Raw genomic sequence first — 26,307 nt, forward strand, 5'->3', positions numbered from 1 at the left:
TGTCATATCAGAAGCCTATGCTCGCGGCGACATCGGCGTGAATGTCCCCACGCTTCTCGGTGAGTGAATTGCCGGCCGCTTCGACTCGCGCGACGTCCAGCCTGATGTTGACGTTGCGGGCCAGGACGTAGCGTGCGCCTAATCCCATGCTCGACACGTTCAGGTCCGCCGGAATGCCGCTGCTGCCGACATTGCTGTTGTGGCCATACCCGAAGTCGAAGAAAGCCAGCAGACGCAGGTTGCCCTTGCTGACGAGTTGAGGCGTGTAGATCTCGGCATTGAGGAACATCCCGCTATCGGCGACCACCGCGCGCTCGGTGAAGCCGCGCACGGCGTATATGCCGACCAGGCCGAACTGTTCCGACGAGACCAATGGGTTCCTCGTGGCCTGCGCCGTGCTGGCGATACGCCACTGCCAGTCGTTGGCGAAGCTTCGAATGATCGAGGCGTCGCCGTGCAGAATCATGAAGCCGTCGACGGTATCGCGGCTGCCGGGCGTCAGGTACGAATATCGATCTGTGCGGCCGTCGGTGTTGGTGTATTGCGTGCCGGTCGCCACGTTGCGCGAGATGCCGATGTCGTAGTCGATGCTTTGTCTGACGCCAACAGTCTGGCTGCTATACGTCAGGCTGAACGGCATCGTGGTGTAGGGCGCGCAGGACGCGATTGGCGGCGTCGGTCCCGCGGTGCTGACCCCCACGCCATTGACGTTGCAGGTTGAATCGATTTTCTTGTAATCGAAGCCGAAGATCAGCTTGCTGGTGGTCTCGCCACGGCGGGCGAAGAAGTGGTTCCAACGGAAACCGTAGATGTCGCCCTTGCCGGTGAAGCCGAGCAGGCCGCCGAGCGTCGGCGACGCGCTTGGCGTGTTGATGTCGGACTTGCCGTAGAAGAAATCAAGGCTGTCGCCGAGGCTGTACAGCGGAATCCGATAGCCGACGGAGTAGACGTTGACCCTCACGCCGCTCGGGCTGTCGGGGGACGTCGTGTACGCCAGCGTGCCGACCTGATCGAGGTTGAACAGATTGGCGTCCTGAATAGCGACGCCGGTGCGCCAGCGGCCGGTGGAGGACGCGCCGGTGTTATCGACTGTCGCGAAGATGTGTAGCGGATTGGCGTCCACCACTTTGACTTCGGCGTCGACCGTGCCGGGTTCGTTGCTGCTCGTCAGCGTTACACCGACCTGCTTGGCTGGGTTGTCGTTGCTCAGTTGTACCGCTTCGGAGATTTTGCGCAGGTTCGGCGACTGGCCGCGCTGGAGTTGCGGTAGTGCCGCGAGGACGTTCTTTTCGCTGAAGTGCTGGTTGCCGGTGACGGTGATGTTGCCAATCCGGTTTTCGGTCACCTGAATTTTGACGACGCCGCTGGTCAGTTCCTGCTCGGGTACGTAGACCTGCACAGCGGTATAGCCCGCTTTGCGGTAGGCATTTTCCAGCGCTTCGAGCGCGTGCTGGATGTCGCCGTAGACGCGATGCGGCCCGCTCATGGGTTGCAGCAGGCGTTGCACTTCTTCGGCCGGCAGCAGACTGTTCCCCTCCACCTCGAAGCGCGTGATAGTGAAGCCGTCGTCGGCAAATGCACCTGCGGCTGCAGCTATCAATGCCATCCCCGACAGGCATTGCATCAGACGTCGCTTCATTATTCTTTATGTCCGTCTCTTTTCCCGGACGATAACCGGATGCCAGTCGTTTGATGGCAACCATCGTCTCGAGTTGTTATCGGGGTCTCCCTTGGCCGGCGCGTTCACTACGAAACGCCCATTCACCCTTGTTAACGGCAATCTAAAGCGCTACTTGATAGCGGTTGATCCGAAAAAAGCCTACGTTTTCTTCAGAGGGTGTCGCCCGTGGTGGCTGATGGCGAAGGGCAATTTGGAGTGGATTTCATGCCGGTGTTTGGCCGCTGCGGAACTTGCCGATGCGGCAGAGATCAGCGGAGAAGGGGGCATACTGCGTCGTGCGAGTAAGAAAAGTGAAACTTTTATTCTCGCCGTGTCGATTTTGATGCTCTTCCTTCGTCGTCCTAGTGACGGCACGCGGCTTGCGTCCGCATTGAGCCAATACTGACAGGAGATTTGCCATGACGATTCAAAAGATCACGCCTTTTCTTTGGTACTCCGAGGAAGCTGAGGAGGCCGCAGCTTTCTATGCGGGTATTTTTCCAGACTCACGCGTCACTCGGGTCACTTCGGTGCCGAGTGCCGGTTCTGTGAAGATGGTCGAGTTTGTTCTCTTTGGGCAGCCCTTCATTGCGATGAGCGCCGGGGGAACCGACCCGTTCAACCACTCGGTATCCCTGATGGTCAGCTGTGACGACCAGGAAGAACTTGACCGCTATTGGAACGCCCTTCTCGAGGGTGGCGGTTCACCCGAGGCATGTGGCTGGCTGAAAGACCGCTTCGGCGTCTCCTGGCAGATCACGCCCACCGTTCAGATCGAGATGATGGCTGACCCCCATCCGGCAAAGGCCAGGCGCGTTGCCGAAGCCATGTTAAAAATGGTGAAGTTCGACATCGCCACGCTGAAAGCCGCCTATGCGGGGACGACGGGTTAACAAAAGGCTCAGTACATTGGGTGCGCGATAGATCGCCGCTCATCGAACGGCTGTCGGCACGTGCGCCAGGAGAAATTCGGTGAACGCTCGCACCGAAGGAAGCAGACCACGGCGAGACGGCATCAGCAGACTTATCGTCGCGATGCCTGCAATCCACTGAGGCAAAACACGGACCAACTGGCCCCGCTCAACTTCGCTGCGGCCCACGTAACCGGGCAGCGCCACGATGCCCAAACCCGCGCAGGCGGCAGCCTTCAGCGTCGCCATGTCATCGCTCTGAAGACTCGGCGTGAACGGAACCGTCACAACCTGATCGGCATCGCGCACGTCGCTCAGGCGCCATGCGTAGCTGTCCTGCGTACTGCCGAGCGCGATACCGTCATGTTCTGCGAGTGCACCTGGTTCGCCGGGCGTGCCCTTGCGGGCGAGATAGCCTGGGCCCGCGAATAGATACCAGGGGGTCTGAGCCAGGGAGCGCTGCACCATGGACGAACTGGGCAGCGGGTCGGTATGCGCCCGCAGGCAGAGATCGAAGCCTTCTTGCACAGGATCCACATAGCGATTCGCTGCGTGCTGCACGATGCGCACGCGCGGATAGGCTGCCATGAACTTTGGGATCAATTCGGCTAGCGTCAGTTGGGTGACTGCAACCGAACAGATGAACCGGATGGTGCCGCTCGGTTCTGCGGTGCGACGTTGCACGACGCTTTCCGCCGCCTCGGCCTCAACCAGCATGGCTAGCGCATGGCGATGGAACTCCGCGCCGATTTCCGTCACGACGAATTTCCGTGACGTGCGCTGGATCAGCCGCGCGCCCAGCGATGCCTCCAGCGCGAGGATGCGCCCGCTGATGCTGGACTTGGGCACGTCGAGCGCCCGGGCCGCGGCCGTGATGCCGCGGTGTTCGACTACTTGGGCGTAGTAGTAGACATCGTTCAGATCGAGCATGGTCGGACCTGGGTGGGCTTGGCGGTACAGGCGCCTGGCGCCGGCTGATCTTCTGTCTTCGCTGCGACGGCGCGCATTCCAGGTTGCTGAACGGCAGTCCATATCGCCTTGGCATCCGCCGCGTCAGTCTTGTTCGTTTGCACAAATAGTCGGATGAACTGCGCATGCAACAACACGACCTCGTGTCCCAACGCCTGAATTTTACGTGCCCACCAATGAGCGCTCCCGCACGCTTCAAGAGCAACACGCCCGGCGGGACGCTGAGCCAGAAACGTGATCAGATCGTCACGGCCAAACCTCCGATTCGCAATCTCGCCAGTTTGGGCGTCGCCCCAGTACAACTGAAACACCCGCTTTGCAACATCCAGTCCGTATGTCGTAGCATTCAATTGGGGCCTCCGCTCCTCAAGTGGTTGTGTCGCAACACCACTTTGGCACATTGATGCCGTTCGGTTCTGGGGGCCCTCAATCATGCCCACGTCCCCGAAGGGAGGGCGGTGTCCATTCCATCTCGGTCAGTTTGAGACGTTCGACGTCGTCCCCGAGATCGTCGACAAAGTGGCGTTTCTTCGCGTGCGTTGCTTGACGCAAACGGCACGTACAAGACATTGAACGATTCAGCGAAATCTTGTGCACCTGTTTATATAGAAGCATTGAGCGCGAGTAATATAGCCGGCGACAGCACTGAAGTTTCTGAGAAAAATATTCATGTTGACTCTGGCCGATCCCAAGATTCGCCGAATTCCATTGATCGACAACGGAGAGCGTTTGATCCCGCTCGACGGTTTGAACGCACGAATTGTTGTCGATAGCTCAAAGGAGAACGCCGACGCCCTCGGCTACGAGCTTTGCTTTTATGTACGCGAGACGGTTGGTCACAAACTAGTCGAGGCCGTCCTTCAAACCCCCGATAACTATGCTTTCCTTATTAAGGAATCGCTTCGCCCGCAAAACCTGCAGGCATTGTGGTTCGGTGACTATCTGCTAAGCATTGTGGAGGCCAACCCCGAACTGTCGGAAGGCGACGCTGTTGCGCTAGCTGCGAGATTCGTTGCGCCACCGTCCGTTGCAGGACATCCGACCGGCGGTGCGGTCGATCTTACGCTTTGTGATCTGCGAGGATATGAGCTGGACTTGGGATGCGCGTACGACCAGGATGAAAAGACGTCGAATGGCGCATGCCTTTCTCATTTTGATCAACTCTCAGTCGCGCACTTCGGACAGGTAGGCTTCGCCCGCCGCCGTGAGCTTGAGGCCGCGCGGCGCGCGTTCGAACAACGTCGCGCCAATGGTATTTTCAAGGTCCTGAATCTGCCGGGAAATCGCCGGCTGCGTCACGTGCAGTTGCTCAGAAGCCGCGCGGACGCTTCGCAACTCGGCGACGGCAATGAAATATCGGAGATGCCGGAGTCCCATGGAAATATGAGTCCAGGACGTGAATGCGGAATGTTAAACCATTGCCCAGGTGGGACAGTGATGGAGTGCCAATCTGCATAAGCCAGACGATGCGAAGCGGATGACGCCGCAGCGACCGCTGTGCACCCGTATGCCGCCATCGCTTTTAAATCCACACGGCTGTTTGGAGGGAGTCGGTTTATGTCAGTCGCATACTTGCTGCGATCAGCGATCAGCGATCAGCGATCAGCGATCAGCGATCAGCGATCAGCGATCAGCGATCAGCGATCGACTTTCGCGCTAAGGGATTCACGACTTAGCGGATATCAGCATGAACAAACAATTGTCACTGACGATTGCCATGCTTGCCGGATGCGTTATCAGTTTCGGAACCGCACACGGCGCCGACAGCAAGGAACACGTTGAACCGTAAGAAGCTCTGGAGTCCATCCGCAATTTGATCTAGAAATGAAGGGGCGCGAGTTGTCCGCTATTCGTCTCGAGTTAAAGAAGTCATTCATGTGAATGGTCGCGATATTCAGGAGAGCAACACTCATGGTCGAAAGAAAACGAATTCATGCTGCGCTTCTCGTTGCAGCCATCGCCACAATTGCACCGGCCTGTCAGGCGCAAAACACCACCGACTGGCTCGCGAACACCTATGGCACCCTCGCCGCCCACGTGGGTAACACCGCGCGTTCCATGTGGGTCGCGCCCGAGGGTGTTATCTATACGGCATCCATGTGGGACGAGTACGAGGGTGGCGTCGCAATCTATCAGAACCGCAAGAGCCTCGGCTCGATCGGTGCGCACGGCGAGTTTCAGGGCAGCGCGATCACGGGCAACGCGACGTCGATCTTTGTGGCACTGCAGCCCGGCGGGTCGTACGGAAGCGGCGCGGTGGGACGATACAACCGCACCACCAAGGCTCGCGATCTTTTGATTCAGGTCAGTGCGGTGAGCAACCAGCCTCGGATCGACGTCGTCACCGGACTCGCCACGGCGGGCTCGCTCCTCTATGCGAGCGACTTCTATGGCAATCGCGTCAGGATCTTCACGACCAACGGTGTCTGGCAGCGGGACATCAACGTCTCGGGCCCGGGCGCGCTTGCCCTGGATGGCGCAGGCAACGTCTGGGTCGCACAGAAGAGCGAGGGCTCGATTGTGGGGTTCAGTCCAACCGGCGCACTGCTGAACACGATCCGGATGCCTGGCGGGTCGCAGCCGTCGGCGCTCTATTTCGATGCGTCGTCGGGGCAGCTCATGGTCGGGGACGAGGGGCCCGACATGAACATCAAGCGCTACAAGCTCTCGGGCACGCCGGCGCTGGCCGGTACATTCGGCATTCAGGGCGGTTATCTCGACGCCACGACGGGAATCAAAGGCCAGGTCGGTGCGAAGCGCTTCACCCGCGTCGCGGGCATCGGCAAGGACACTGCAGGCAACCTCTATGTGCTCAACAACCCGTGGGGCGGCAGCTGGGACCTCGGCCGCAACGGCGGCACCGACATTCATGCGTATAACAGTGCCGGCAACCTGGGGTGGACGCTTCAGTCCCTCAACTTCGAGGGCATCGCCGCCCCGGACCCGGCCACGGATGGCGCCTTGTTCTATGGCGGCACCAACATCTACACCAGCAGCGCTGGGGGCACCTTCGTCGCGAACACCGTCGATCCGTTCACCTACCCGTCTGACCCGCGCATCAACATGAACGATCGCGCACGGGATGAGCATTTCAGTCAGCTTGCCGCCGTGGGCGCCAACCGGATCCTCGTGGCGTTCAGCCAGAATCCCGATACCTTCTATTTCTTCCACTTCAATGCTGCGAATGGCTACATCGCCATACCGGACGCCACGCTTCCCGGTCCGGCGTTCAAGACGACCGCATCGGTCAGGGATGGATTCTGCATCGACAGCAAGGGAGGCGTGTGGGCCGGCCTCGACAAGACCGGTTACATCTACCACTACCCACTGACCGGCTTCGACGCCAGCGGCAAGCCAACATGGGGACCTGGTGTCCCCTACCGCATTCCCGAGAGCGTCAAGCCGTTGACGCGCATCGTCTACCTCGCGGATAGCGACACCATGATTCTCGGACAGGGTATCGTCGGGAGTACGGACTGGACGTCGATAGGCACGCGGATCGAGGTGTATCACGGCTGGAGCGCGGGCAACACCACGGCACCCAATCCGGTGATCAACCTCACCCACGCCGGGGCCAAGTCGATTGACGCGGCCGGCAGCTATCTCTTCGTCGGCTACTGGTTCAGCGGCAGCGGGCAAGCCTTGCCGAACATCGACGCATTCAATCTCGCGACAGGCAATCTCGGCGCCACGCTGGTCAACACCAGCAGCAGTACCGTGGACGCCAGCAGCGCCATCGATTCGATGTACGGCATTAGGGCATACCTACGATCGACGGGCGAGTACGTGGTCACGAAGAACAACGTCAAGGGCTCCAGCATCACCGTTTATCGCTGGACGCCCTGATCGGGCGATCAGCCGTTGAAATGACGAAGTTGATCTGCGCCGTGGTGTGCCTGCCGGGCTATAGGACAACGATACCTGGCAATGTCGACGGGGCGCGCCGAAGAGCGCGCGCCTCACCTGGCCATATCAAAGGTGGTAATAGCCGTCGCCAACAGAATTCTGGAGCACGCCATCGACGTCATCGGCCGACGGGATCCCCGTCGGCCGATGTCAATAGTGTGCCGTTGGCATGTTGGCCGATAATCTTCATGCTGCCTCCGTTTAGGCAGTGGCGTGACAGACGCTGAATGAACTAAGCCTCACTAACGCGGCAACCCGGAAGATCCTCTGACTATGAAAGAAAAGGAGAGACCTCATGCCGAGCCTTGAGCGAGTGCGACTGGCTATGCTGATCGACTCAGTCTGGCGCATGGCGCTTCGCCTCGGATTCCGGCTCGCTCGCGCCTGGTGGCACCTTCGACGGCCTCGCCATGAGGGCGCACTCGTAGCAATCTACGTCGGGCGGGCGCTGTTGCTTGTGAAGTCGTCGTATCGGGCAGAGTGGAATTTTCCTGGCGGTAGTGTCCATCCCGGTGAGACGCCTGACGCAGCGGCGCAGCGCGAGATGGAAGAGGAGATTGGTCTGTCGTCGCACACATTACTCCCCGTGGGCAGCGCCTGCGGCATTTGGGACGGGCGAAGAGACCGGGTGCATTTCTTTGAACTGCACCTCGATTGCATACCGGAGTTGCGGCTTGATAATCGAGAGATTGTTGCCGCGCATCTGGCATCGCCGGAGGAATTGCACGGCATCGCGCTGACAGGGGCGGTCGCTGCGTATCTCCGCAAAGATCTCTGCTGTTAGTTGGCACGTTTCCTGGATGTGGCGCCGCGGTCGTCTGCTGTGATGCCCGACAAGCGGCCTGATAAGACCCGTCGGCAAATGTCGAGCAGCGCTGTGAAAAGAAAGAGGGCCGGCACGCCTAGTGCGGCGTCGTGCAGGCGGTGTGTCGTCAAGCCGCCCACCACTGCACCGAGCGCGAAACTGAGGCTGATTGCACCGAGTACGGCCGCCTCGTGTAACCCGGCGGAATCGCGTTTCAGTATCGTCGATTCGAAAAATAGCTGGACGCTCCGCCGCAAATTGCCGGTGGTCATCACCGACGTATAGGCGACAGTTCCGGATTGCATGAAGAACATCGATTGCAGCGTCGCGACGCACGAGATGCCGGGTATCAACCAGAATTCGGGCAGCCCTTTCAGCGCCGCGACCGCTAGACGGTGTTAGGAACTTCCGGTCAAAACCTGGTACCCTGGAGGGATGACAAGAGAGAAACGTAAAGCGTACCCGACAGACGTGTCAGACGAAGAATGGAGCTTCGTAGCAGCGTATCTGATGTTGATGGATGAGAGTGCACCACAGCGTAAATACGAGTTGCGCGAGATGTTCAATGCGTTGCGCTGGATGGCTCGCGCTGGGGCTGCGTGGCGAATGCTGCCGACCAACTTCCCGCCGTGGGAACTCGTGTACCAGCAGACGCAACGATGGCTGGCGGCCGGCTGTTTCGAATGCATCGTGAGTGATCTTCGTTCAATCATCCGTGTCGCGCAGGGGCGGCGGGGGCAGCCCAGCGCGGTGATCCTTGATGGCCGTACGATGCAATCGACATGTGAGAGCGGTCCACGCGCAGGCTATGACGGCTACAAGCGCAAGCGTGGCAGCAAGGTGCATATGGCGGTCGACACGCTGGGTCAGTTGCTCGCCGTACACGTGACGCCGGCCAACGAGCAGGAGCGCGCACAGGTGACAGAGCTGGCGCGCCAGGTGCAGCAGGCAACGGGAGAAACCGTGAAAGTGGCCTTTGCCGATCAGGGTTACACGGGCGAAGCTCCTGCGCAGGCCGCGCGCGCTCAGGGAATTGATCTCCAGGTGATCAGGCTCGATGAAGCGAAAAAGGGTTTTGTGCTGTTGCCACGTCGATGGGTAGTCGAGCGCAGCTTCGGATGGCTCAACCGCTTTCGACGCCTCGCTCGCGACTACGAACGCTTGCCCGAAACACTCGCAGGTCTGCATTTTGCGTCTTCACCATGCTTATGCTTGTCCATGCAATCCCAGTACTTCGAAGTTCCTAACACCGTCTAGACGCGGTACCAGACGGTGATTGTCTGGCCATAGTCACTATCCGCATACAGCGTACTGGGCGCAGGTGTTCCAGCCGCCGACGTTGGCACGACCTCGATCGTAAAGCTTCGGTTTGGCGCATACCGGGCGGCATCTGCGATGAACGGATTCGTTGAGCCGGCATCGGGTGATATCTGGTAGTCAGTCAGCGCGACCGCCGGTGAATTGTCAGTGCGGTAACTGTTAAAGGAGATATATCGCGAATAGGCGAATTGCCCTTTCAGAAACACGCGGTCGCCTGCAGGGATCTTGAATTGGGTAGCCCAGTATTGTGTGCCGGCGTCCGGATAGGCTTCGTTGACGTCCGTCGGCGCAGTACCCACGGGCCCTTGCCACAAGCAGGTGGACATTGCATGGGATGCGGAAAAGCTGGAGGGGAGCGATTGCGCAACATCGACATTATTGCCACCGCAACCTGTCAGTAGCGCGGTGCCGAGAAGAAGCGATGCACTCAGTAGAACTGATTTTAATAATGAGGTACTGGGTAGTGATTTTTCCATGGGAGCCTGTTTCCTTATTTGTTGTACTAACTGCCGCTTTCTCCGCGTTAGCTACTAAAACGGATGCCGCCCTCGATGTAGTCGAGCAGATACCGGTCCAGCCGGTCGTTACTTCTGGTTTCCAGCGGCCAGTAAGCTTCGAGTCCGACGTCAACCACTACATTTAACGCGGTGTTGAATGCAAACAGCGCCTTGGCACCGGCCGCTTCGCGGCCGTTTTCGGGCACTGCCCGAAACACCAGATCGTTCACCCGCTCCGCCACGTTGCGCCACTCACGCGCGATGACTTCCTTTCCTCGCGGGCCGGATCCACCGATCATCCGCGCGAGAAACTGCAGACTGGCCATGCCTTCGGGCGAACTCGCGATGTGAACGACGGGACGCACGATCGCCTCCACCACGGTTGACAGCGGGAGTGGTCCGCTCATCTCAGCGTCGTTTTCGGCGGCATCCAGCAGACCGCTTACGCCGTCAAGGTACTGATTGATAGAAAGCTTGATGGCGGCTTCGACAAGCCCCCACATATCGCCGAAATAGTGATACACGGCGTTCTGACTCGTGATTCCAGCGGCCTTATTGAGCGTCCGAATCGACACCCCTTCGATGCCATGACGGGCAAACAGGAGAATCGCCTCCTGCACCAGGCGGGCTTTAGGCCCGGATTCAGGGTGAACGCGCTGCACGCGTGCGTTTTGTTCCGTCGTCATTGGCTGTTGGTAGTTGGGTGGAGGCGCATTTGGTACGTTTGTACTAATACGATCGTACCAAGAACCCGTCACTCTGACGCCAGGTAGTTTCCCGATGGCGTATTCAACCCGGATTTCAACTAAGTGTTCACGAAAATCTGATTTGAAAATCTGAGCCGAATCCGTCGAGCAGTTTTTTGACCTCGGCATCGATGGTTTCCTTGGTCCAGGTGACGAAGCCGCGCCAGTGATACTTGGCGTGCTTCCAGAGGATTTCGATGAGATTCAGTTCGGGGCTGTAGGGCGGCAGATAGAACAGCACCATGCGATGTTCGAGAAACCATCGGTCGATTGTTTCCTGATCGATGTTGTGATGGATCGAGGCGTTGTCGAGCACCACTACGGTCGTCAGACCGGGCGTGCTTTTCCGCGCGATCTGCTCAAGGAATTGCACGACATCGGGGCGTTTGATCGTGGTCTTGCTGGTGTGATACGTCAGCAGGTTGGCGCCGAAATCCAGTGCACCAAGGACGGAGCGTTTGCAGTGCGGTTGCGGGAACACACGATGCGGTTCGCCGATGGGCGACCAGCCGCGCTGCACCGGGGGCGAAGCACTGAACCCCGATTGATCGAAGTAGAACAGCTGGCACGCACCGTCGAGTGCGGCCTGCTGTAGCTTCGCGAGGGTGGAGGCCTTCACGGCGAACTCCTCGGGGCTACGCTTTTTTTGAGCGAATAGCGACCACGCTTGTAGGAAAACCCCGCTCGTTTGAGCGCAGTCGACAAGGTATCCAGGCGGCAGGGAAACTGCACACCATGAGCTTCTTCAACGCGCTGCGCAATCTGTCTGAGCGTCATCAATTCGACGCTGGCCGCCTCGATGGCGGTGGCGATCATGGCTTCAGACAACGAACGGGGACGTCCGCCTTTATGACCGACCAGCAGCCCACATATGCCGGATTCCCGCCACGCGCGCGCCCAGTTGTAGACCGACTGCCCGCTCACGCTGAGCTGCGCAGCCACTTCAGTCAGTTTGATCTTGCGGCCGAGCATCATCACGCCCGCGGCCCGGATGCGCATGTCGCGATGCTGGTGGTTCAACGACATCTGTTGCAAGGTCTTTTCCTCGGCTTCGCTCAGCTCTACAACACACTTCATCTGGACTCCGGCGCAATGGGTTCGCCGAAGTTAACAAAATTCAAACGCGTTTACCAGCAACACTTACAAAGCGACGTGATTTATTCAAGGCGAATTAATCGTAATTCAGCGTGAATTAATGGCGGGAATATTGCGCGCGATTAGTATCCGCGCGGTGAATTAATCGGTATCGTCTAATTCGAAACCGTTTTGTAATGCTTGTCCGAGCAGTCGCGCCATATGAAGTGCCATGGGCACGCTGGTTACCCCATCACCGACACAAGGTGTGTCCAGCGCGCTCGTATGACCACGAACGATAACTACGTCTGGAGCCTGAATGACTTGCCATCCGAGAGTCTTGTCCCGCCTCGCTATGACCCTTGCGCTATCGAGCACTTACGCACTTGCTGCACCGTCGACGTACAGGATGACGACGCCCATACCGCCGGAAATTACCACGCCTGACCGGGTTGAAACGCGGATTGGGCAGCTGAATTTCACCGACGGCGTGCCCTCGCCAGAGACAGCACAGAAGGTCTACGACAATCTCGACTTCATGCGCGGCGTTGAAGCGTTCCTCAATGGCATCCCCGGATGCGTCGCTTGTCGCGATTCGAGGCGGGCTGAGAGAAGCCGGCGCGGTTGGCAGCACCGTTGGCGTGTTCGAGTCCCTGATGGATTCGAAGTCCTTATTTCTGACAGCCAACACCGAAACGGTGTACTTCTGGAACTGGATGGATTTGAAAGACGGCCCCGTTGTAGTCGAAACGCCACCCAACATACTCGGTGTTGTCGACGACTTCTGGTTCCGCTATGTCACTGACCTGTGCAACGCAGGCCCGGATAAAGGAAAAGGTGGCAAATTTCTGTTCGTGCCGCCCGGCTATAAAGGTGAATTGCCAAAGAGTGGCTACTACATCGTCAAGTCGCCCACATTCGGCAACCTATTATTCGGCCGGGCGTTCATGAAGAATGGCGACCCAGGTCCCGGCGTGGCCAGCCTGAAGGCACATCTGCGCGTCTATCCACTGTCTCAGGCGAGCGCGCCTGGGCCGACCCGATTCGTCAATCTTTCCGGCCGCGTGATGAACACGGTCCACGCCAATAACATCAAGTTCTATGACGAGGTGAACCAGATCATTCAGGAGGAGCCGGCAGGCGCGTATGGTCCGGATATGACGGGGCTCTTCGCATCAATCGGTATGGAAAAAGGCAAGCCTTTTGCCCCGGACGCGAGAATGACAAAGTTACTCACCGATGCTGTCGCGGTGGGCAATGCGACAGCACGCGCGATCGACTTTTCCAGTCGCGACAAAGCGGTGCTTATCTATCCAGATCGCCATTGGAATACGCCGTTTGTCGGCGGAAGCTATGAATGGTTGAACAACGGCGCGCGCAACTTTGACGCGCGGACGATGTTCTTCTATACGGCGACGGTCGATACGCCTGCGATGGCCGTCGCCATGCCGGGTATAGGCTCGCAGTATGCCGCGGCCAATTTCGACGCGGCCGGCAAACCGTTTGACGGTGGTAAGGACTACACCCTTCATGTGTCTCCCAACGTGCCGGTCAAGGACTTCTGGTCCGTCGTGCTCTATGACACCCAGACGCGTTCCATGCTGCAAGCAGATCAGCAGTTTCCAAGCTTATCCAGCGAAAAAGGGCTCCTGAAAAATCCGGACGGTTCCGTGGACCTGTATTTCGGTCCGAAAGTGCCAGTCGGCAAAGAAAACAACTGGATTCAAACCATTCCAGGAAAAAGTTGGCTAACGATTTTCCGGCTTTATGGTCCGCTTGCTCCGTGGTTCGACAAGAGCTGGAAGCTCAACGACATCACCGAGTCTTCGTATTGAGCAAGAAAGCGGGGATAGCGAAAGATGACAAGTTGCCGCCATCGCAACATTGTTGGCCTTACTCCAACTAACGAACCGACTATCCATGAAGAAAACTGCACTGATCAGCACTTGTGTCACGGGCATTGCTCTCGCCGCCATTGGCACCGCTCAATCGCAAACCGTCGCGGAGCCGTCGGCGGGCGCGACGGTTCCCGTGACGGTCGATAATTTTGTTCGCGCGGAAACAGACATGTATGTCGTTGCGTTGGCAAAACAAGGGGGGCTGGGGAAACTGCTTCATCGCCGGGAGCCCGCGTCGATCGATCATCAGGCCGTCATCCGCCTGAATCGGGACACGCTCTATTCATCGGGTGTCTTCGATCTCGACGCCGGGCCGGTGACGATCAAGATGCCTGATCCGGGCAAGCGTTTCATGGCGATGCAGGTTATCAATGAGGATCACTACACGCCGAACGTATTCTACGGTGGGGGTACACATACCCTGACGCGAGAGAATGTCGGGACGCGTTACGTCGTCGTCGCGATACGAACGCTGGTCGATCCGAATAGCCCGGACGACATCAAGCAGGTCCACAACCTGCAGGACGCGATTACCGTCAGTCAGAAGTCACCGGGTGAGCTCGACATGCCCAACTGGGATGCCGTGAGTCAGAGGAAGATTCGCGATCCGCTGTTGGTTCTCGCTTCCACGATTCCCGATTTCAAGCGAGAGTTCGGCACCAAAGAGGAGGTCGACCCGGTACGACACCTGATCGGCACCGCGGCAGGATGGGGCGGCAACCCCGACAAGGACGCAACCTATCTCAGCTTCACGCCGGCGAAGAGCGACGCAAAGACTGTCTATCGACTTTCAGTCAAGGACGTTCCCGTGGATGCCTTCTGGTCAGTGAGCGTGTACAACGCCCAAGGGTACTTTGAGAAGAACCCGTTGAACGCGTACTCGATCAATAACACCACTGCGAAGAAAGGGAGCGACGGTGCAATTACTATGCAGTTCGGTGGTTGCAATGGACAGGTGCCCAATTGTCTGCCCGTCGTCGCCGGCTGGAATTACACCGTGCGGCTGTACCGCCCGCGCGCCGAAATCCTCAGCGGCGCGTGGACGTTTCCAGTCCCTCAGCCAGTCAACTGAACTGATGACTTGACCGAGGTTGAGGTATGCATTTCTTCAGATCTGAACTATCGGTCCGGAGCTGACGGTCTCCTCTCGCGCGCGGCGCAATCAGGCGGTAACAGCTAGAATTGCGGCTTTAGCCCGGAATACGCCAATGTCTTTTGCCTCGCTTGGCCTGATCGATCCCTTGCTGCGTAATGTGCAGGACCTCAATTACCAGACACCTACGCCGGTGCAGGTCAAGGCGATTCCTGCTGTGCTTAGTGGCAAGGACGTCTTGGCTGCGGCACAGACCGGCACTGGCAAAACGGCAGGTTTTGCGCTGCCGCTGTTGCAACGCCTGGTGCAACACGGCCCGGCGGTGTCCAGCAACCGCGCGCGTGTTCTGGTGCTGGTGCCTACGCGTGAACTGGCCGAACAAGTGCTGCAAAGCTTTATCGAATACGGCAAAGGCCTCGACTTACGATTTCTGGCTGCCTACGGCGGTGTGAGTATCAACCCGCAGATGATGAAGTTGCGCAAAGGCGTGGATGTGCTCGTTGCCACGCCGGGCCGTTTGCTGGATCTCAATCGCCAGAACGCAGTGCAGTTTGATGAAGTACAAACGCTGGTGTTGGATGAAGCCGACCGCATGCTGGATCTGGGGTTTGAGCGCGAACTCAACACCGTCTTTGCTGCCTTGCCCGCTCAACGCCAGACCCTGCTGTTCTCCGCCACGTTTACCGATGATATCCGCGTCATGGCGGCGGGCATTCTGCACGGCCCGGTCAATATCAGCGTCAGCCCGCCCAATGCCACGGCCAGCAAGATCAAGCAGTGGGTGGTGCCGGTGGATAAAAAGAACAAGCCTGACCTCTTCATGCATCTTGTGGCTGAGAACCACTGGGAGCACGCGCTGGTGTTCGTCAAAACTCGCAATGGCGTGGATTACCTGGCGGCCATGCTGGATGAAGCGGGCTATTCGGTCGACACCATCCACGGCGACAAACCGCAACCCGCGCGCCTGCGTGCGCTGGAGCGCTTCAAGACGGGCGAAGTACTGATGCTGGTAGCCACCGATGTGGCTGCGCGCGGGCTGGATATCGACGACCTGCCGCTGGTGATCAACGTTGATCTGCCGATCGTGGCGCAAGACTATGTGCACCGTATTGGCCGTACCGGCCGCGCGGGCGCCAGCGGCGTGGCGGTGTCCCTGGTGTGTGCCGATGAAGCGCCGCAACTGGCCGCGATTGAAGCGCTGATCCGGCAAACGCTGCCCCGTGAAGAAGAGCCGGGTTTTGAAGCCGAACACCGCGTGCCGCAAACTAGCGCGACGGGCGAGATCATCAAAAAGCTCAAAAAGCCTAAGAAGCCGAAAGTGCCGCAAGCCGCGCCGGGCGCCATGCAGGTGCTCGGCAATAAACCGCGCCCGCAAAGCGGCGAAAACAAACGCAAGCCTGCGGCGCAGCGCGCTGTGGCCGCGGGCAAAGGCACAAGCTTGTCCAGCGGTAGCCCATTCAGCGTGCAAAAGCCACGCAGCAAACTCGCCAGCAAGTCAGCTGCGGGGGCACGTAAGCCGGATGGCAAACCCGCTGGTGGCCGCGGCAAACGCCAACCCTGATCCGTGGGGATGAGTAACGCCGGCCCTGAAACAGGCTGGCGGTTTGCGGTCCGCTGGCAGGCAGCGGCGCAGCTTCGACACACGTCGACTCAAATAAGCAAAATTGAACTGTTGAAACCGACGACCGCATTGCTGCCGAGCTACGTTGCGGCGCTGGAGGCGGGGTGGTCACCTGACAATGTTCGCAAGGAGGCAGCCGCGCGCGAACAATTGCACGCCATCGAAATGAACGCGGATGCGTTTGTCGATGGCCTTGATGATCCGACCGCGTCGGGTGGACCGATTCCTTTGCCCGATGGCTCGACCGTGGCTCGCCTGCCAGGCATCGTTCGATGGATTTGGGACGGCGACATGTGCGGCGCGATCGGATTTCGTTGGCAAGCTGGAACTGCGGAATTGCCACCGTATGTGCTCGGCCATATCGGCTTTTCAATCGTGCCGTGGAAGCGAGGCAACGGTTACGCCAGGCAGGCGCTCAATTTAATGCTGGGCGAAGCGAGGCGACAAGGCCTGGCCTACGTGGAGCTCACCACGGATCCTGACAACATAGCCTCTCAGAAGGTCATCGCAGCTTGCGACGGTGTTCTGGTCGAGCGTTTCAGAAAGACCGCGGCGTATGGATTCGCCGAGGCTCTGCGATACCGTATTGAGCTGGAAGACTGAGGAACCTGTCGGACCCTTTTCCGCGAGTCGGCATACCCCCGTGGATTGCTGCCAATCGCTATCTGACGCATCGTCAGTCGCGAATCGGCGGTTCATCGTCCCACTAGGGAAACTAAGGCGTCTGGAAACGTTCACCTACACTACGGGAAAAATGTTGAGGTAGCATCGTCGAACTCAACAGGGGAGAAAGCGGTGTTTCGGGGAATCCACTCTCGCATAAACGCAATCGCCCCCTCTCTTGCCAGTCTGCTTCTCAGCGATCTTCTGACGATCCTGGCAGACATGGTTGGCTATATCACGCTCCCTTGGTGGATTGTTCATCAGGGCGGCGCGCATGACCTTGCGATCTACAGCGTAAGCATTGCCATCACCACGATTTTTGCAATGCCGCTGCTGTCGCCGCTAGGGGATCGATACGCGAAGAGACCGCAGATTGTATGGGGTGTCTGCGCGTTAATGGTCGTCGCCTTTACCCTCGCTACGCTCGCCTCGCTGTCCGACTACCGACTGATGCTCATCATCTGCATAGGCGTCGTCACCGTTATGGCGAAAGCGTTCATCGATCCGGCCAGCTCCACCATTTCGGCTGAACTTGTTCCGGCGAATCGTTTGGCAGAAGCGCTTCGTCTTCGTAAATCGACGCAAGCGCTTGGCCGTGCCTTAGGACCTGCCTTGGCTGGCGCGACACTGGCCTTGGGCGGTATCGCTGCAACATTCTGGATGAACGGTGTTCTGCTTGGCGTCGCTGCCTACGTGACTTTGCAGCTTCCATCCCAGTCTCGGCACCGTGAACACCAGCGCGGTTTAACCCGTTGGTGGGAAGATCTGCGCGCCGGACTGCATGCCAAATGGATCGTTCCACTGGAGCGCGGCTGGACACTTGTCAACTTCCTCGTCTGGATATTTCAGGGCCCTGCAGTCGGCATGCTGATCCCGCTCAAAGTTCAATCACTCGGGCTGTCGGGTCTCTGGCTAGGTGGTTGCGAAGCGGCCTTATCCATAGGTTTGCTACTCGGCAGCTTTCGTGGTTCTGACGCCCTCGTCAGTCGGTTCGGCCGGTTCAATGTCCGCGTAGGGGCCGCTATGTGCGAAGGGCTGGCGCTTGCTGCTTCGGGCTGGGCCCATTCACCCATCGTTCTCGTATTGGCGCTGACATGTGTGGGTTTCGCCAATGCGTCGATGGGACTCGTTGGCGCGACTCATCGTTCACTGGCTATCCCGCAGAATTTTCGCGTGCGCATTCTCGCTGCCAGCATGATGACCACGCAGATTGCCGGCATTGTTGGACCGATGATCGCTGGCGCGGCGCTCACGCATTGGGCGGTGAGCAAGGTCTATACAGGCTTCGGCCTTGCCACCTGTCTGCTCGCTTTCGGTTTCGTCCTGATACCGCGATCGCGCGAATTCTTTGCGCTCAATCACGACGAGGTGAAAGATTGGTTTCGTCACGAACATCCCGATGCATTCAAAGCACCTACAGTGCCCGAATCGAGACAAATTACGTAGATCGCAATTCGACAGGAAGTCGGGGAACGCCGCGCGTCTATGAGCGGATTGGTCTCAACCCGTGACACGAATGAGGGACGACTCAATGCTTATTCGCCGGCCTGGACTGACTTGATCAGATTGTTCCTCAGCGCCACGATCGCCTTCTGCACTTTGACGAACTCGTCTGGCGTGAGCCCAGTCGCCCCAGAGAGACTCATAGGCAGGGCTTTTTCGCGCAGCCGTCGACCGTTTTTCGTGAGACTGACTCGCACCTGACGCTCGTCTTCGGGATTGCGCTGCCTCTCCAGATAACCCATCACCTCGAGCTTCTTCAGCATCGGCGTGAGCGTGTTGGATTCAAGAAACAGCTTCTCGCCCAGACCGCTGACGGTCTGGTTGTCTTCCTCCCAAAGCGCAACGATCGTGATGTATTGCGTGTAAGTGAGTCCAAGCTCCTCGAGCATCGGCTTGTATGCCTTGCCGAATGCCAGGTTCGCGGAGTAGATCGCAAAGCAAAGGTAGTCCGAGAGCGGCGCGACTGCAGCGGGCGCTTGGTTCGTCGTTTTCATCTGTATCCTCTTTGGCTAAAGCACGATGTTCCGCAAGACAAACACAGCGTGATATATCGCATGCGATTATATCGCAATATAACGAACGTCGGACCACTGCCGCGTGACTGAACATTGCTTCCGTCCTCCTTAGTAAATAGACCACGACCCATCCGAAGCTGTGGCCGTCGCGCATAACGAGCGACGATGCGCGACGGCCCAGCGACGGATGGATGCACGGTCTAGTGGCGTGCGAAGAGGTTATCGCGCGGCGTCACGGCGACATGGCTCCCCGCTTGGGACTGTCCGGAGACTGCTCCGCCATACGCCTCTTTCGAGCCCGTTACGTCGTCGCGTTCGGCGGCGACGGTTCGCGCGCTCTGACCGCTTTGCGACGCCGGTGCGCCAACCGATGGCTTGTAGAAGGGGGCCGGTCCATAGCCGCTGGCGAACGCCGGTGCGGTGAAGGACGCCGAAACTGCGACGAGCAGTGCAACGATGAGTTTGGTCTTCATGATAGGAATTCCTTCAAAAGAAATTTAGCTAGACGCGTGTGCTTTATCCGATCACGCCGTGACGATGTTCGTGCCGATCTCGATGTTGCCGCGCACAGACTTCGAGTACGGGCAGATCGTATGGGTCAGGTGCGCGATTTGCTCGACGACTTCCTTGTCCAGATCTGGCACGCGGATGGTGAACTGGGCGCCGAGGAACCACGCGGGACCGGTTTGCCCAACGTTTATCTGAATGTCCACGGAATAGTCGGACGGCAGCTTGACCTTCTTCAGCGAGGCCGCGATCCCGAACACGGTGGTGTAACAGGCCGACCACGCGCCCGCAAACAACTTCTCGGCTGTCGGGTGGGGCTCGGTGGCGACGAACTCGAGGCTTTCCAGGCCGGGCGCTGTCAGCTTGAGGTCAAAGACGCCAAACTGACCGCGCTGGAGACTGGGGTCGCGATTGACCGTGGCGTGGGAGTTGCCTGAGGCGAGGACTTTTTCGATCTTTTCCATGATGGATTCCTATGTGTATGAGGGTATTAAGCGTATTTAAATATTGCGCGATGTAATCGTATGCGATGTATCTGTCACGCCGTAACGACGTTCAGGCCGACCTCGATGTTGCCGTGCACAGCCTTCGAGTACGGGCAGAGCTGATGGGCCTGGCGCGCGAGTGCCTCGACGACTTCCGTTGCCAGACCCGGCACGCGGATGGTGAACTGGGCGCCGAGGCAATGCCCGTTACCAACCGACCCAATGCTTACCTGGATGTCCACGGAGTAGTCGGACGGCAGCGTGACCTTCTTCAACGAGGCCGCGATCTCGAACGCGCTGATGTAACAGGCCGACCACGCGCCCGAAAACAACTGTTCGGCTCTCGGGTGCAGCTCGGTGGCGATAAACTCGCGGCTTTCACCGTCGGGCGCTGACAGCTTGAGGTCGAGGACGCCGAGCTCACCGCGCTTGACATCGGCGTCGTGATTGATCGTGGCGTGGCTGTTGCCTGAGTGGAGGACTTGTTCGATCTTGGTCATGATGGATTCCTGTGTGAATAAGGGTGTTGAGCAGATTAAATCGCATGCGATGTAATCGTGTGCGTTGAATAATGGAGAAAGATGCATCCGATGTCAATCGCAAAAGATTTAATCGCATGCGAGTTTTTGATAGGCATGGATAAAAACCATGCGTTGACCAGCGTGATGCCGCTGTCGATACACCCTGCCTGATACCGGCGACGCATCGTCTGGCCCTTTACCACCGCGCAGAAAAAAGGCAGGATCAGTACCTTTGATAACTCGCTATTTGGTGACAGAGCAGGTGCGCGGGTGTCAGTTGACCGGAACGCTCTAAAGTTTGCTTCAAGGCGCGTCGATATACGGGTGTATTGTCCCGAATCCACGCCGCCGATCCGGTGTCGCGCGAGGCTCGGGGAGTTGCGTGACGTTCCAGTTTCGACAATCTTGGAAGGGCATCTACTGCGAATCGGGTGGCACCCAGGTGCAGCGCGCCAGTCGCACCCTGGCAGATAACTATGCTCTTGAAAGGTGGTAAAGGCAGGCATGTCGTACGCACGAAGAATAGGATCGCTCGAGAAGCGGAGCAGCTTTCGAGATTCGGCGGAAAGGCGCCTTTTCTGGACGAGTGCGGCGCAAAACACCCGCCATCTCGCTGTTTCCGTCCAGATCTTCGGGTTCGTCGCGTGGCTGATATCTCGAGCGTCTGCAAATCCGCATGCCACATTCAACGAGCCAGTCACGCTGATAGCGATCGGGGGCATGCTGACCGCTATGGGTCTGACTTACGCGTCCCGCGGATCGGTGATGGATGCCGTCGGGCGTTTCGCCTGCGCCGTCTTCACGGCACTTGCGTTTCATACCAACGTGACCGGTACGCAGACTCCGGCGTTCTGGGTGCTCCCCATGGGTGTTGCAATCAATGTCGGCATGGCGCCGGTATTCACGGGGTACTACAACTATCTGGCGAGCGCGCTCGCTGTCTGGCTGATCATCTCCTATGGTGAGGCAAGCGTCCTGATCCGCGCGCAGGATGCAAACTGGATCCTGCTTTTCGTGCTGTCGGGTGTGGCGCTTGGGCTGCTGCTCAATCTTCTCTTCGTGCAGGAGCGGAAGAAGACCTTCGTCGTGCAGCAGGAACTGGCGAGACTCGCGTTCAGGGACGCGCTAACCGAGATTCACACTCGTCGAAGCTTCATGCTGTCGATCGACGAGTGCCGCGTCCGTTCGGTCAGCGGCGAATCCTATCTCCTGCTCATCGATGTCGACGATTTCAAGAAGATCAATGACACCTCGGGGCACGAAGTCGGCGATCAGGTACTGGTGGCCGTCGCGCATGCAATCGAGCGATGCGCGAGCCCACACGTCTGTGGGCGCCTTGGTGGCGAGGAGTTCGGCGTGATATTCGAAGGTGGTCAACAAGACGCGTGCGCGCTCGCACGACAGATCCGCAGCAGCGTGGCGACCCTCCGGACTTCGGGGCATGCGGTGACGGTGAGCATCGGCATTTCGAGGCTCGCGGAGGGAATCAGCGTGCAGGCAACATTCAGGCTTGCCGACCGCGGGCTCTACGACGCTAAACGGCAGGGCAAGAATCGATCTGTTCTGGTCGATCATGAAGATTCGGCGATCGACTTCCGCTCCAGGGGACTCACGATCTAACGGATACCTGAGAGGCCGTCTTCGCCGAAGAAACCCTCTCAGGAACACACCACGCCAGCGGTCTGAAGCTAAAACTGACCGCCGGCGCTTTCACTGCCGTTACTCCGAATGGCCACCGTGATCATCGTTCCCAGTGGTCTCGATGCCCGGAAGGGTCTGGGTGCCTTCACGCTGAACGGCCACCAGCTTGTGTGGGTCGAGGCCGAGCGCTTTCAGAATGGTCGGCGCCACCTGCATATTGGTCACGGGACTATCGACGACCTTTCTTTCCAGCTTCGGATTGGAGACCACTAGCAGCGTGTTCGTATCGTCGGTGGTCAGGCCGCCGTGCTCGGCCAGCTTGGCCGCGCTCCCGCTGTAAATCGTCCCATGTATCGGCTGGATGATGATGTCAGGAACACGGCCCTCCGCAGGATCGCCCCAGATCGACTTCAAGGTTGCGCCGTCATAGAGCGTCTGGATGCGGGTGGAATTGACGCTCGCCTGGTCAGCGCTGAGGATCGATACTGCCTGATCTCTATCGCCGTGGTTTTTGAGCCATAAGAGCGACACGTCGTCGGCCGTTTCCTGGGCGACCGCTACGCCGCCATTGGTGAGCAGGGTGGCAGGGTCGCTCACGTCGGCGGTCGCATAAGCGTTTTTCGAACCGCTAAGCATGTGAAGCTGCTTGACGTCGATCGGCGACTGGCCATGCTTGGCGCCGACGATGAACAGTGTCGATTGCAGCAGATGGCCCGCGTTGAGTGCATCGTACATCTGGCCCAGCGAGGCATCGACAAAGTCCAGCGATTGCTCCAACGGCACGGTCGGAGTCGCGGCTGCGTCACTATAGCCACCACGGGTCGTGGTGGCGCCTTCCATGCCCACCGTGACCTTCTGTCCGACGCTGACCGCCTGAAAGTTCATGCCGAAGATCGCCGGCACACCGACCTGCTTCGTCCCGGTCTGATCCAGTCCGTGGATCCAGTTCAGGACGACCTTGACCTTGAAGCCGTCGTACGTCCGGGTATAGATCGGGTCGGCGGTCCAATCGGCGGTCGCAGGCGCGTTCGGATAGCCATTCGCTTGCAGGGAGGTCGAGTTGATCTCGGGGGCGTAGAGTTCGTCCAGTCCCAACCCCGACGGCCCGTTGAGGATCTCGTAGGCCGGGTGCTTATCCGACCATGCAGTGCGCAGACCGGCCTCATGGATGATCTCGAAGATCGTGTTCGTATGGTGCTTCATGTATAGATGCGGCCAGACCTGCTCGCAGCCATTGGCGGTCTTGCGCAACGCGAGGTTCGCGGGATTGATGTGAGGATTGCGTGGATCGAACGTTGCGCCGGGTGGCGGCGATCCGCCGTCCAGCTTGGTCAGATCCCAATCGAGTGCTTCGAAGTTGCTGACTTCCGTGCCGGGCGTGCCGGTGCAATTACTGCCCGGTGGGAACAGGGTAGCGTCGTAAGTATCGTCATAGAAGACGCCGTGGCTAAGGGGACTGCCGCCAGTTGCAAAGGCCAGAAGCCCTGGAAACGAGTCCGAGGGCCTGGAGGTCGAAGCGTCGCTGTATTCGACTCCATGTTTGACGAGCTTCGCGAAGGTGGATCCCGGGTGTGTCTTGACGTAGTTGACCAGATCGGCCTCATGCATCCCGTCCACACTGATCAGCAAGACATGCTTGTACTGCTGGTTGTGGTGATCGCCATCATGATCCTGCGCTCTCGCGGCCATGCTCGCGAACGCCAGCACGCTTGCGCTGAATATTGCACCGACTCCAAACCACTTCCTGATCTCTTCCATTTTTCACCTCGTAATTGATTGGGAACGATCGTGCCCAACGAAGGGTAAGGATTGAAATGAGAAAGTCCTGTGAAGCGTTGCTTTCGATTATCTTCCGAGAGGGGCCAGAAGGCTCAAGGGGCGTGCGTTTGAGAGTTTGTAAGGATTTGTATCAACGAGGTAAGACATGGGAGAAGGACAGCAGCAGCCTTGCTGCGAGTCAACGTCGTTTGCCCTTCGAGAGCACGCCCTATGGCTGGAAAAAACTGAACGTCCCTCGATGTGCCAGCCCGGTGTAAGTACGCCCTGGACGTTCAACCGTCCGTCGAACGGGTGAGGGGTTCCCACTGTGTGATCTCATCGGCGAGCGCGGACAGCTTCGCTCGCACCAGACCCAGTGCATCACTGCCTAGGAGCAGGTGCGCCGGCGGCGCCTCGCTGGCGATGGCGGCCAGCATCGCGCGCGCAGCCTTCACGGGATCCCCGGTCTGCTTGCCGCTTTTCTCTTCGCGCGCTTGCCGGATCGGGTCGAACAGGGCGTCGTAGTCCGGAATCGAACGCGGTGTGCGGATCATCGAGCGCCCGGCCCAGTCAGTGCGGAACGAACCCGGCGCGACGGCGGTCACGGAGATGCCGAACGGTTTGACTTCCTTGCCGAGCACTTCGGAGATGCCTTCCAGCGCGAACTTGCTGCCGCAGTAATACGCGATGCCCGGCATCGTGATGAAGCCGCCCATTGAAGTCAGGTTGAGAATATGTCCGCGGCGACGCTCGCGCATGTAGGGCAGGACGGCTTTCATCATCGCGACAGCGCCGAACACGTTCACGTCGAACTGCCTGCGCATCTCGCTCAGCGGCGATTCCTCCATCACACCCTCGTGACCGTACCCGGCGTTGTTGACGAGCACGTCGACCGGGCCGATCGTGGTCTCGATATCGGCGACGACGCCATCGATGGCGTCGAAGTCGGTCACGTCGAGTATCCAACCCAGAGCCCGATTCGGGGCGAGTGCTTCGAACGCCTGTTTCGCCTGTTCGCTTCGTACTGTGCCGACCACGCGATGACCGGCGGCGATCGCTTCCTGGGCCAGCGCGCGGCCGAAACCGCTGCTGACGCCCGTAATGAGCAACGTCTTTGTAGATGACATGGAACCGCTCCAGAAGAAACAATGGGAGTTACATCGTATGCGTTTGCCCGTTGGTGTTTGAGGTCTTATATTCTGTTTTTATTGCCTAATCCTCTGAGACGAGCAAAATTTCGTGAAACAGATTGAGCGCAGCCAACCGCCTTCCAGAGCGGATCAGCAACGTATGGTGACTTTGCTCCAGGCGCTGGCGCCGGAGGAGGGATACAACCTCACGGCCATGCCCGACGTGCGTGTTTTGCGTTCGAACCGGCCGCTCTCCCGCACGCCGGTTTTGTACGATCCCGGCATCGTGATTGTTTGTCAGGGATGCAAACGGGGCTATTTCGGCGAACAGGTTTACCTGTACGACGAGCAACACTACCTGGCGGTAGCGGTGCCGGTGCCGTTTACGATGGAAACCGATGCGACGCCCACGAACCCTTTGCTGGCCATCTACATGCACCTCGATTTTCAGGTAGCGGCCGAGTTGATGATCCAGATCGATCGCGGCCGTATGCCGGCAGAGGAGGGCGCGCCGCCGCAAAGCATGATGTCCAGCCCGATGGACCCTGCGCTGCGAGCGTCCGTGTTGCGCTTCCTGGAGGCGATGAACCAGCCGCTCGAAGCCGCCGTCCTCGGCCCGGCGCTGGTACGCGAACTGTATTTCCGCGTGCTGACGGGCGCACAGGGCAATGCCATGCGCGCGGCTTTGGCCATGCAGGGGCAGTTCGGCAAGATCGGGAAGGCGTTGCGCCGCATCCACGCCACCTACGCGCAGCCGCTCGATCTTGCGCAACTGGCCAGTGAGGCCGGCATGAGCGTGCCCACGTTTCATAGCCATTTCAAGGCCATCACGCAGACGTCGCCCATGCAGTACGTGAAGTCCACGCGCTTGCATCAGGCTCGTCTGCTCATGGTGCGCCAGGACATGACCGCGGAGGCTGCGAGCCATGCTGTGGGCTATGTGAGCCCTTCGCAGTTCAACCGGGAGTTCAAACGGCTTTTTGGGCTCACACCCGCGGCGGAGACGAAGCGCATGCGCGAGAGCTTTGCCATTCCGCCCGCGCACGCGAAGTCGGACTACGTCTCATCTCACTGAATTTTGCCG

General features: G+C 58.8%; 26 protein-coding genes and 2 pseudogenes. 12 read left to right on the forward strand and 16 right to left on the reverse strand.

Going from position 1 to position 26,307, the window contains the following annotated elements:
• Positions 1 to 7: 7 nt before the first annotated feature.
• Positions 8 to 1,639 carry a ShlB/FhaC/HecB family hemolysin secretion/activation protein gene (locus B0G76_RS18390; protein ID WP_259460620.1) on the reverse strand — a complete coding sequence of 544 codons (1,632 nt, stop codon included), beginning with the start codon at positions 1,637 to 1,639 and terminating at the stop codon, positions 8 to 10.
• Positions 1,640 to 1,730: 91 nt separating this feature from the next.
• Between B0G76_RS18390 and B0G76_RS18395 the strand changes: the two genes are divergently transcribed.
• Entirely contained in the window at positions 1,731 to 2,066 is a 336-nt protein-coding gene (locus tag B0G76_RS18395; protein WP_120293856.1) for a hypothetical protein, read from the forward strand.
• 13 nt (positions 2,067 to 2,079) lie between these two features.
• Positions 2,080 to 2,553 carry a VOC family protein gene (locus tag B0G76_RS18400; protein ID WP_120293857.1) on the forward strand — a complete coding sequence of 158 codons (474 nt, stop codon included), beginning with the start codon at positions 2,080 to 2,082 and terminating at the stop codon, positions 2,551 to 2,553.
• 39 nt (positions 2,554 to 2,592) lie between these two features.
• Here the strand turns inward: B0G76_RS18400 and B0G76_RS18405 are convergent, their stop codons facing one another.
• From B0G76_RS18405 to B0G76_RS18415, 3 genes and pseudogenes are all read right to left on the reverse strand, one after another.
• Positions 2,593 to 3,501, reverse strand: coding sequence for a LysR substrate-binding domain-containing protein (locus tag B0G76_RS18405; RefSeq protein ID WP_120293858.1), 909 nt, complete (start codon positions 3,499 to 3,501; stop codon positions 2,593 to 2,595).
• Positions 3,502 to 3,545: 44 nt separating this feature from the next.
• Positions 3,546 to 3,890 (reverse strand): annotated as a pseudogene (locus B0G76_RS18410) (IS110 family transposase); the annotation flags it as partial.
• 817 nt (positions 3,891 to 4,707) lie between these two features.
• Positions 4,708 to 4,917, reverse strand: a pseudogene (locus tag B0G76_RS18415) (LysR family transcriptional regulator); the annotation flags it as partial.
• 534 nt (positions 4,918 to 5,451) lie between these two features.
• On the opposite strand from B0G76_RS18415, the gene B0G76_RS18425 reads away from it, so the two are divergent.
• Positions 5,452 to 7,386, forward strand: coding sequence for an SMP-30/gluconolactonase/LRE family protein (locus tag B0G76_RS18425; RefSeq protein WP_120293860.1), 1,935 nt, complete (start codon positions 5,452 to 5,454; stop codon positions 7,384 to 7,386).
• 355 nt (positions 7,387 to 7,741) lie between these two features.
• On the forward strand, positions 7,742 to 8,230 hold the full coding sequence (locus tag B0G76_RS18430) for an NUDIX domain-containing protein (RefSeq protein WP_120293861.1): 489 nt from the start codon (positions 7,742 to 7,744) through the stop codon (positions 8,228 to 8,230).
• On the opposite strand, the gene B0G76_RS18435 is transcribed toward B0G76_RS18430, so the two are convergent.
• On the reverse strand, positions 8,227 to 8,628 hold the full coding sequence (locus tag B0G76_RS18435) for a DUF1275 family protein (RefSeq protein ID WP_120293862.1): 402 nt from the start codon (positions 8,626 to 8,628) through the stop codon (positions 8,227 to 8,229). The two genes, B0G76_RS18430 and B0G76_RS18435, sit on opposite strands and share 4 nt — an antisense overlap.
• A 58-nt stretch (positions 8,629 to 8,686) precedes the next feature.
• On the opposite strand from B0G76_RS18435, the gene B0G76_RS18440 reads away from it, so the two are divergent.
• Positions 8,687 to 9,508 (forward strand): IS5 family transposase, encoded by an 822-nt coding sequence (locus B0G76_RS18440; RefSeq protein WP_120293863.1) that lies wholly within the window; start codon positions 8,687 to 8,689, stop codon positions 9,506 to 9,508.
• On the opposite strand, the gene B0G76_RS18445 is transcribed toward B0G76_RS18440, so the two are convergent.
• From B0G76_RS18445 to B0G76_RS18460, 4 genes are read right to left on the reverse strand one after another with little or no spacing between them, the layout of a single operon-like run.
• Positions 9,505 to 10,047, reverse strand: coding sequence for a hypothetical protein (locus B0G76_RS18445; protein ID WP_147394058.1), 543 nt, complete (start codon positions 10,045 to 10,047; stop codon positions 9,505 to 9,507). The genes B0G76_RS18440 and B0G76_RS18445 overlap by 4 nt on opposite strands.
• A gap of 47 nt (positions 10,048 to 10,094) precedes the next feature.
• Entirely contained in the window at positions 10,095 to 10,943 is an 849-nt protein-coding gene (locus B0G76_RS18450) for a TetR/AcrR family transcriptional regulator (protein WP_120293865.1), read from the reverse strand.
• A complete protein-coding gene (locus B0G76_RS18455) occupies positions 10,882 to 11,433 on the reverse strand; it encodes an IS630 family transposase (RefSeq protein ID WP_120289909.1) in 552 nt (183 codons plus the stop codon). The genes B0G76_RS18450 and B0G76_RS18455 overlap by 62 nt, the downstream gene beginning before the upstream one ends.
• Positions 11,430 to 11,891, reverse strand: coding sequence for a helix-turn-helix domain-containing protein (locus tag B0G76_RS18460; RefSeq protein WP_259460622.1), 462 nt, complete (start codon positions 11,889 to 11,891; stop codon positions 11,430 to 11,432). Before B0G76_RS18460 ends, B0G76_RS18455 begins: the two co-directional genes overlap by 4 nt.
• Before the next feature lie 560 nt (positions 11,892 to 12,451).
• Between B0G76_RS18460 and B0G76_RS18465 the strand changes: the two genes are divergently transcribed.
• The 5 genes from B0G76_RS18465 to B0G76_RS18485 all read left to right on the forward strand — a co-directional run bounded on the left by B0G76_RS18465 (position 12,452) and on the right by B0G76_RS18485 (position 18,609).
• Positions 12,452 to 13,723: a DUF1254 domain-containing protein gene (locus tag B0G76_RS18465; RefSeq protein ID WP_220700766.1), complete on the forward strand. Its 1,272-nt coding sequence runs from the start codon at positions 12,452 to 12,454 to the stop codon at positions 13,721 to 13,723.
• Positions 13,724 to 13,808: 85 nt separating this feature from the next.
• Complete coding sequence (locus B0G76_RS18470) at positions 13,809 to 14,858, forward strand: DUF1254 domain-containing protein (protein WP_120293866.1); 1,050 nt, start codon at positions 13,809 to 13,811, stop codon at positions 14,856 to 14,858.
• Positions 14,859 to 14,994: 136 nt separating this feature from the next.
• Positions 14,995 to 16,440: a DEAD/DEAH box helicase gene (locus B0G76_RS18475; protein WP_120293867.1), complete on the forward strand. Its 1,446-nt coding sequence runs from the start codon at positions 14,995 to 14,997 to the stop codon at positions 16,438 to 16,440.
• Between the two features lie 9 nt (positions 16,441 to 16,449).
• The gene (locus B0G76_RS18480; protein WP_120293868.1) at positions 16,450 to 17,103 is read left to right on the forward strand and encodes a GNAT family N-acetyltransferase; all 654 of its coding nucleotides are present in this window, start codon (positions 16,450 to 16,452) and stop codon (positions 17,101 to 17,103) included.
• A 192-nt stretch (positions 17,104 to 17,295) separates the two neighbouring features.
• Positions 17,296 to 18,609: an MFS transporter gene (locus B0G76_RS18485; protein WP_259460623.1), complete on the forward strand. Its 1,314-nt coding sequence runs from the start codon at positions 17,296 to 17,298 to the stop codon at positions 18,607 to 18,609.
• An 89-nt stretch (positions 18,610 to 18,698) separates the two neighbouring features.
• Here the strand turns inward: B0G76_RS18485 and B0G76_RS18490 are convergent, their stop codons facing one another.
• The 5 genes from B0G76_RS18490 to B0G76_RS42485 form a co-directional block, all read right to left on the reverse strand.
• Complete coding sequence (locus B0G76_RS18490) at positions 18,699 to 19,160, reverse strand: MarR family winged helix-turn-helix transcriptional regulator (RefSeq protein ID WP_120293870.1); 462 nt, start codon at positions 19,158 to 19,160, stop codon at positions 18,699 to 18,701.
• Positions 19,161 to 19,381: 221 nt separating this feature from the next.
• Positions 19,382 to 19,654: a hypothetical protein gene (locus B0G76_RS18495; RefSeq protein ID WP_120293871.1), complete on the reverse strand. Its 273-nt coding sequence runs from the start codon at positions 19,652 to 19,654 to the stop codon at positions 19,382 to 19,384.
• A 51-nt stretch (positions 19,655 to 19,705) separates the two neighbouring features.
• Positions 19,706 to 20,152 carry an OsmC family protein gene (locus B0G76_RS18500; RefSeq protein WP_120293872.1) on the reverse strand — a complete coding sequence of 149 codons (447 nt, stop codon included), beginning with the start codon at positions 20,150 to 20,152 and terminating at the stop codon, positions 19,706 to 19,708.
• A 74-nt stretch (positions 20,153 to 20,226) separates the two neighbouring features.
• Positions 20,227 to 20,673: an Ohr family peroxiredoxin gene (locus B0G76_RS18505; RefSeq protein ID WP_120293873.1), complete on the reverse strand. Its 447-nt coding sequence runs from the start codon at positions 20,671 to 20,673 to the stop codon at positions 20,227 to 20,229.
• 35 nt (positions 20,674 to 20,708) lie between these two features.
• A complete protein-coding gene (locus tag B0G76_RS42485; RefSeq protein WP_147394059.1) occupies positions 20,709 to 21,038 on the reverse strand; it encodes a hypothetical protein in 330 nt (109 codons plus the stop codon).
• 376 nt (positions 21,039 to 21,414) lie between these two features.
• Between B0G76_RS42485 and B0G76_RS18510 the strand changes: the two genes are divergently transcribed.
• Entirely contained in the window at positions 21,415 to 22,314 is a 900-nt protein-coding gene (locus tag B0G76_RS18510; protein WP_183082083.1) for a GGDEF domain-containing protein, read from the forward strand.
• Between the two features lie 99 nt (positions 22,315 to 22,413).
• On the opposite strand, the gene B0G76_RS18515 is transcribed toward B0G76_RS18510, so the two are convergent.
• Both B0G76_RS18515 and B0G76_RS18520 read right to left on the reverse strand, forming a co-directional pair.
• Positions 22,414 to 24,093 (reverse strand): alkaline phosphatase family protein, encoded by a 1,680-nt coding sequence (locus B0G76_RS18515; protein ID WP_120293875.1) that lies wholly within the window; start codon positions 24,091 to 24,093, stop codon positions 22,414 to 22,416.
• A gap of 293 nt (positions 24,094 to 24,386) precedes the next feature.
• On the reverse strand, positions 24,387 to 25,220 hold the full coding sequence (locus tag B0G76_RS18520; RefSeq protein ID WP_120293876.1) for an oxidoreductase: 834 nt from the start codon (positions 25,218 to 25,220) through the stop codon (positions 24,387 to 24,389).
• 163 nt (positions 25,221 to 25,383) lie between these two features.
• Between B0G76_RS18520 and B0G76_RS18525 the strand changes: the two genes are divergently transcribed.
• The gene (locus B0G76_RS18525) at positions 25,384 to 26,298 is read left to right on the forward strand and encodes an AraC family transcriptional regulator (protein ID WP_120293877.1); all 915 of its coding nucleotides are present in this window, start codon (positions 25,384 to 25,386) and stop codon (positions 26,296 to 26,298) included.
• Positions 26,299 to 26,307: the final 9 nt, after the last annotated feature.

This window comes from Paraburkholderia sp. BL23I1N1 (genome assembly GCF_003610295.1).
Lineage (GTDB): Bacteria > Pseudomonadota > Gammaproteobacteria > Burkholderiales > Burkholderiaceae > Paraburkholderia.

Bases quoted from the DNA above. Each gene is read 5' to 3' on its own strand.
- B0G76_RS18390 (WP_259460620.1), bottom strand. From the start codon at position 1,639: ATGAAGCGACGTCTGATGCAATGCCTGTCGGGGATGGCATTGATAGCT.
- B0G76_RS18400 (WP_120293857.1), top strand. From the start codon at position 2,080: ATGACGATTCAAAAGATCACGCCTTTTCTTTGGTACTCCGAGGAAGCT.
- B0G76_RS18405 (WP_120293858.1), bottom strand. From the start codon at position 3,501: ATGCTCGATCTGAACGATGTCTACTACTACGCCCAAGTAGTCGAACAC.
- B0G76_RS18425 (WP_120293860.1), top strand. From the start codon at position 5,452: ATGGTCGAAAGAAAACGAATTCATGCTGCGCTTCTCGTTGCAGCCATC.
- B0G76_RS18430 (WP_120293861.1), top strand. From the start codon at position 7,742: ATGCCGAGCCTTGAGCGAGTGCGACTGGCTATGCTGATCGACTCAGTC.
- B0G76_RS18440 (WP_120293863.1), top strand. From the start codon at position 8,687: ATGACAAGAGAGAAACGTAAAGCGTACCCGACAGACGTGTCAGACGAA.
- B0G76_RS18445 (WP_147394058.1), bottom strand. From the start codon at position 10,047: ATGGAAAAATCACTACCCAGTACCTCATTATTAAAATCAGTTCTACTG.
- B0G76_RS18450 (WP_120293865.1), bottom strand. From the start codon at position 10,943: ATGCCGAGGTCAAAAAACTGCTCGACGGATTCGGCTCAGATTTTCAAA.
- B0G76_RS18460 (WP_259460622.1), bottom strand. From the start codon at position 11,891: ATGAAGTGTGTTGTAGAGCTGAGCGAAGCCGAGGAAAAGACCTTGCAA.
- B0G76_RS18465 (WP_220700766.1), top strand. From the start codon at position 12,452: ATGGCATCCCCGGATGCGTCGCTTGTCGCGATTCGAGGCGGGCTGAGA.
- B0G76_RS18470 (WP_120293866.1), top strand. From the start codon at position 13,809: ATGAAGAAAACTGCACTGATCAGCACTTGTGTCACGGGCATTGCTCTC.
- B0G76_RS18475 (WP_120293867.1), top strand. From the start codon at position 14,995: ATGTCTTTTGCCTCGCTTGGCCTGATCGATCCCTTGCTGCGTAATGTG.
- B0G76_RS18480 (WP_120293868.1), top strand. From the start codon at position 16,450: ATGAGTAACGCCGGCCCTGAAACAGGCTGGCGGTTTGCGGTCCGCTGG.
- B0G76_RS18490 (WP_120293870.1), bottom strand. From the start codon at position 19,160: ATGAAAACGACGAACCAAGCGCCCGCTGCAGTCGCGCCGCTCTCGGAC.
- B0G76_RS18495 (WP_120293871.1), bottom strand. From the start codon at position 19,654: ATGAAGACCAAACTCATCGTTGCACTGCTCGTCGCAGTTTCGGCGTCC.
- B0G76_RS18500 (WP_120293872.1), bottom strand. From the start codon at position 20,152: ATGGAAAAGATCGAAAAAGTCCTCGCCTCAGGCAACTCCCACGCCACG.
- B0G76_RS18505 (WP_120293873.1), bottom strand. From the start codon at position 20,673: ATGACCAAGATCGAACAAGTCCTCCACTCAGGCAACAGCCACGCCACG.
- B0G76_RS18510 (WP_183082083.1), top strand. From the start codon at position 21,415: ATGCTGACCGCTATGGGTCTGACTTACGCGTCCCGCGGATCGGTGATG.
- B0G76_RS18515 (WP_120293875.1), bottom strand. From the start codon at position 24,093: ATGGAAGAGATCAGGAAGTGGTTTGGAGTCGGTGCAATATTCAGCGCA.
- B0G76_RS18520 (WP_120293876.1), bottom strand. From the start codon at position 25,220: ATGTCATCTACAAAGACGTTGCTCATTACGGGCGTCAGCAGCGGTTTC.
- B0G76_RS18525 (WP_120293877.1), top strand. From the start codon at position 25,384: ATGGTGACTTTGCTCCAGGCGCTGGCGCCGGAGGAGGGATACAACCTC.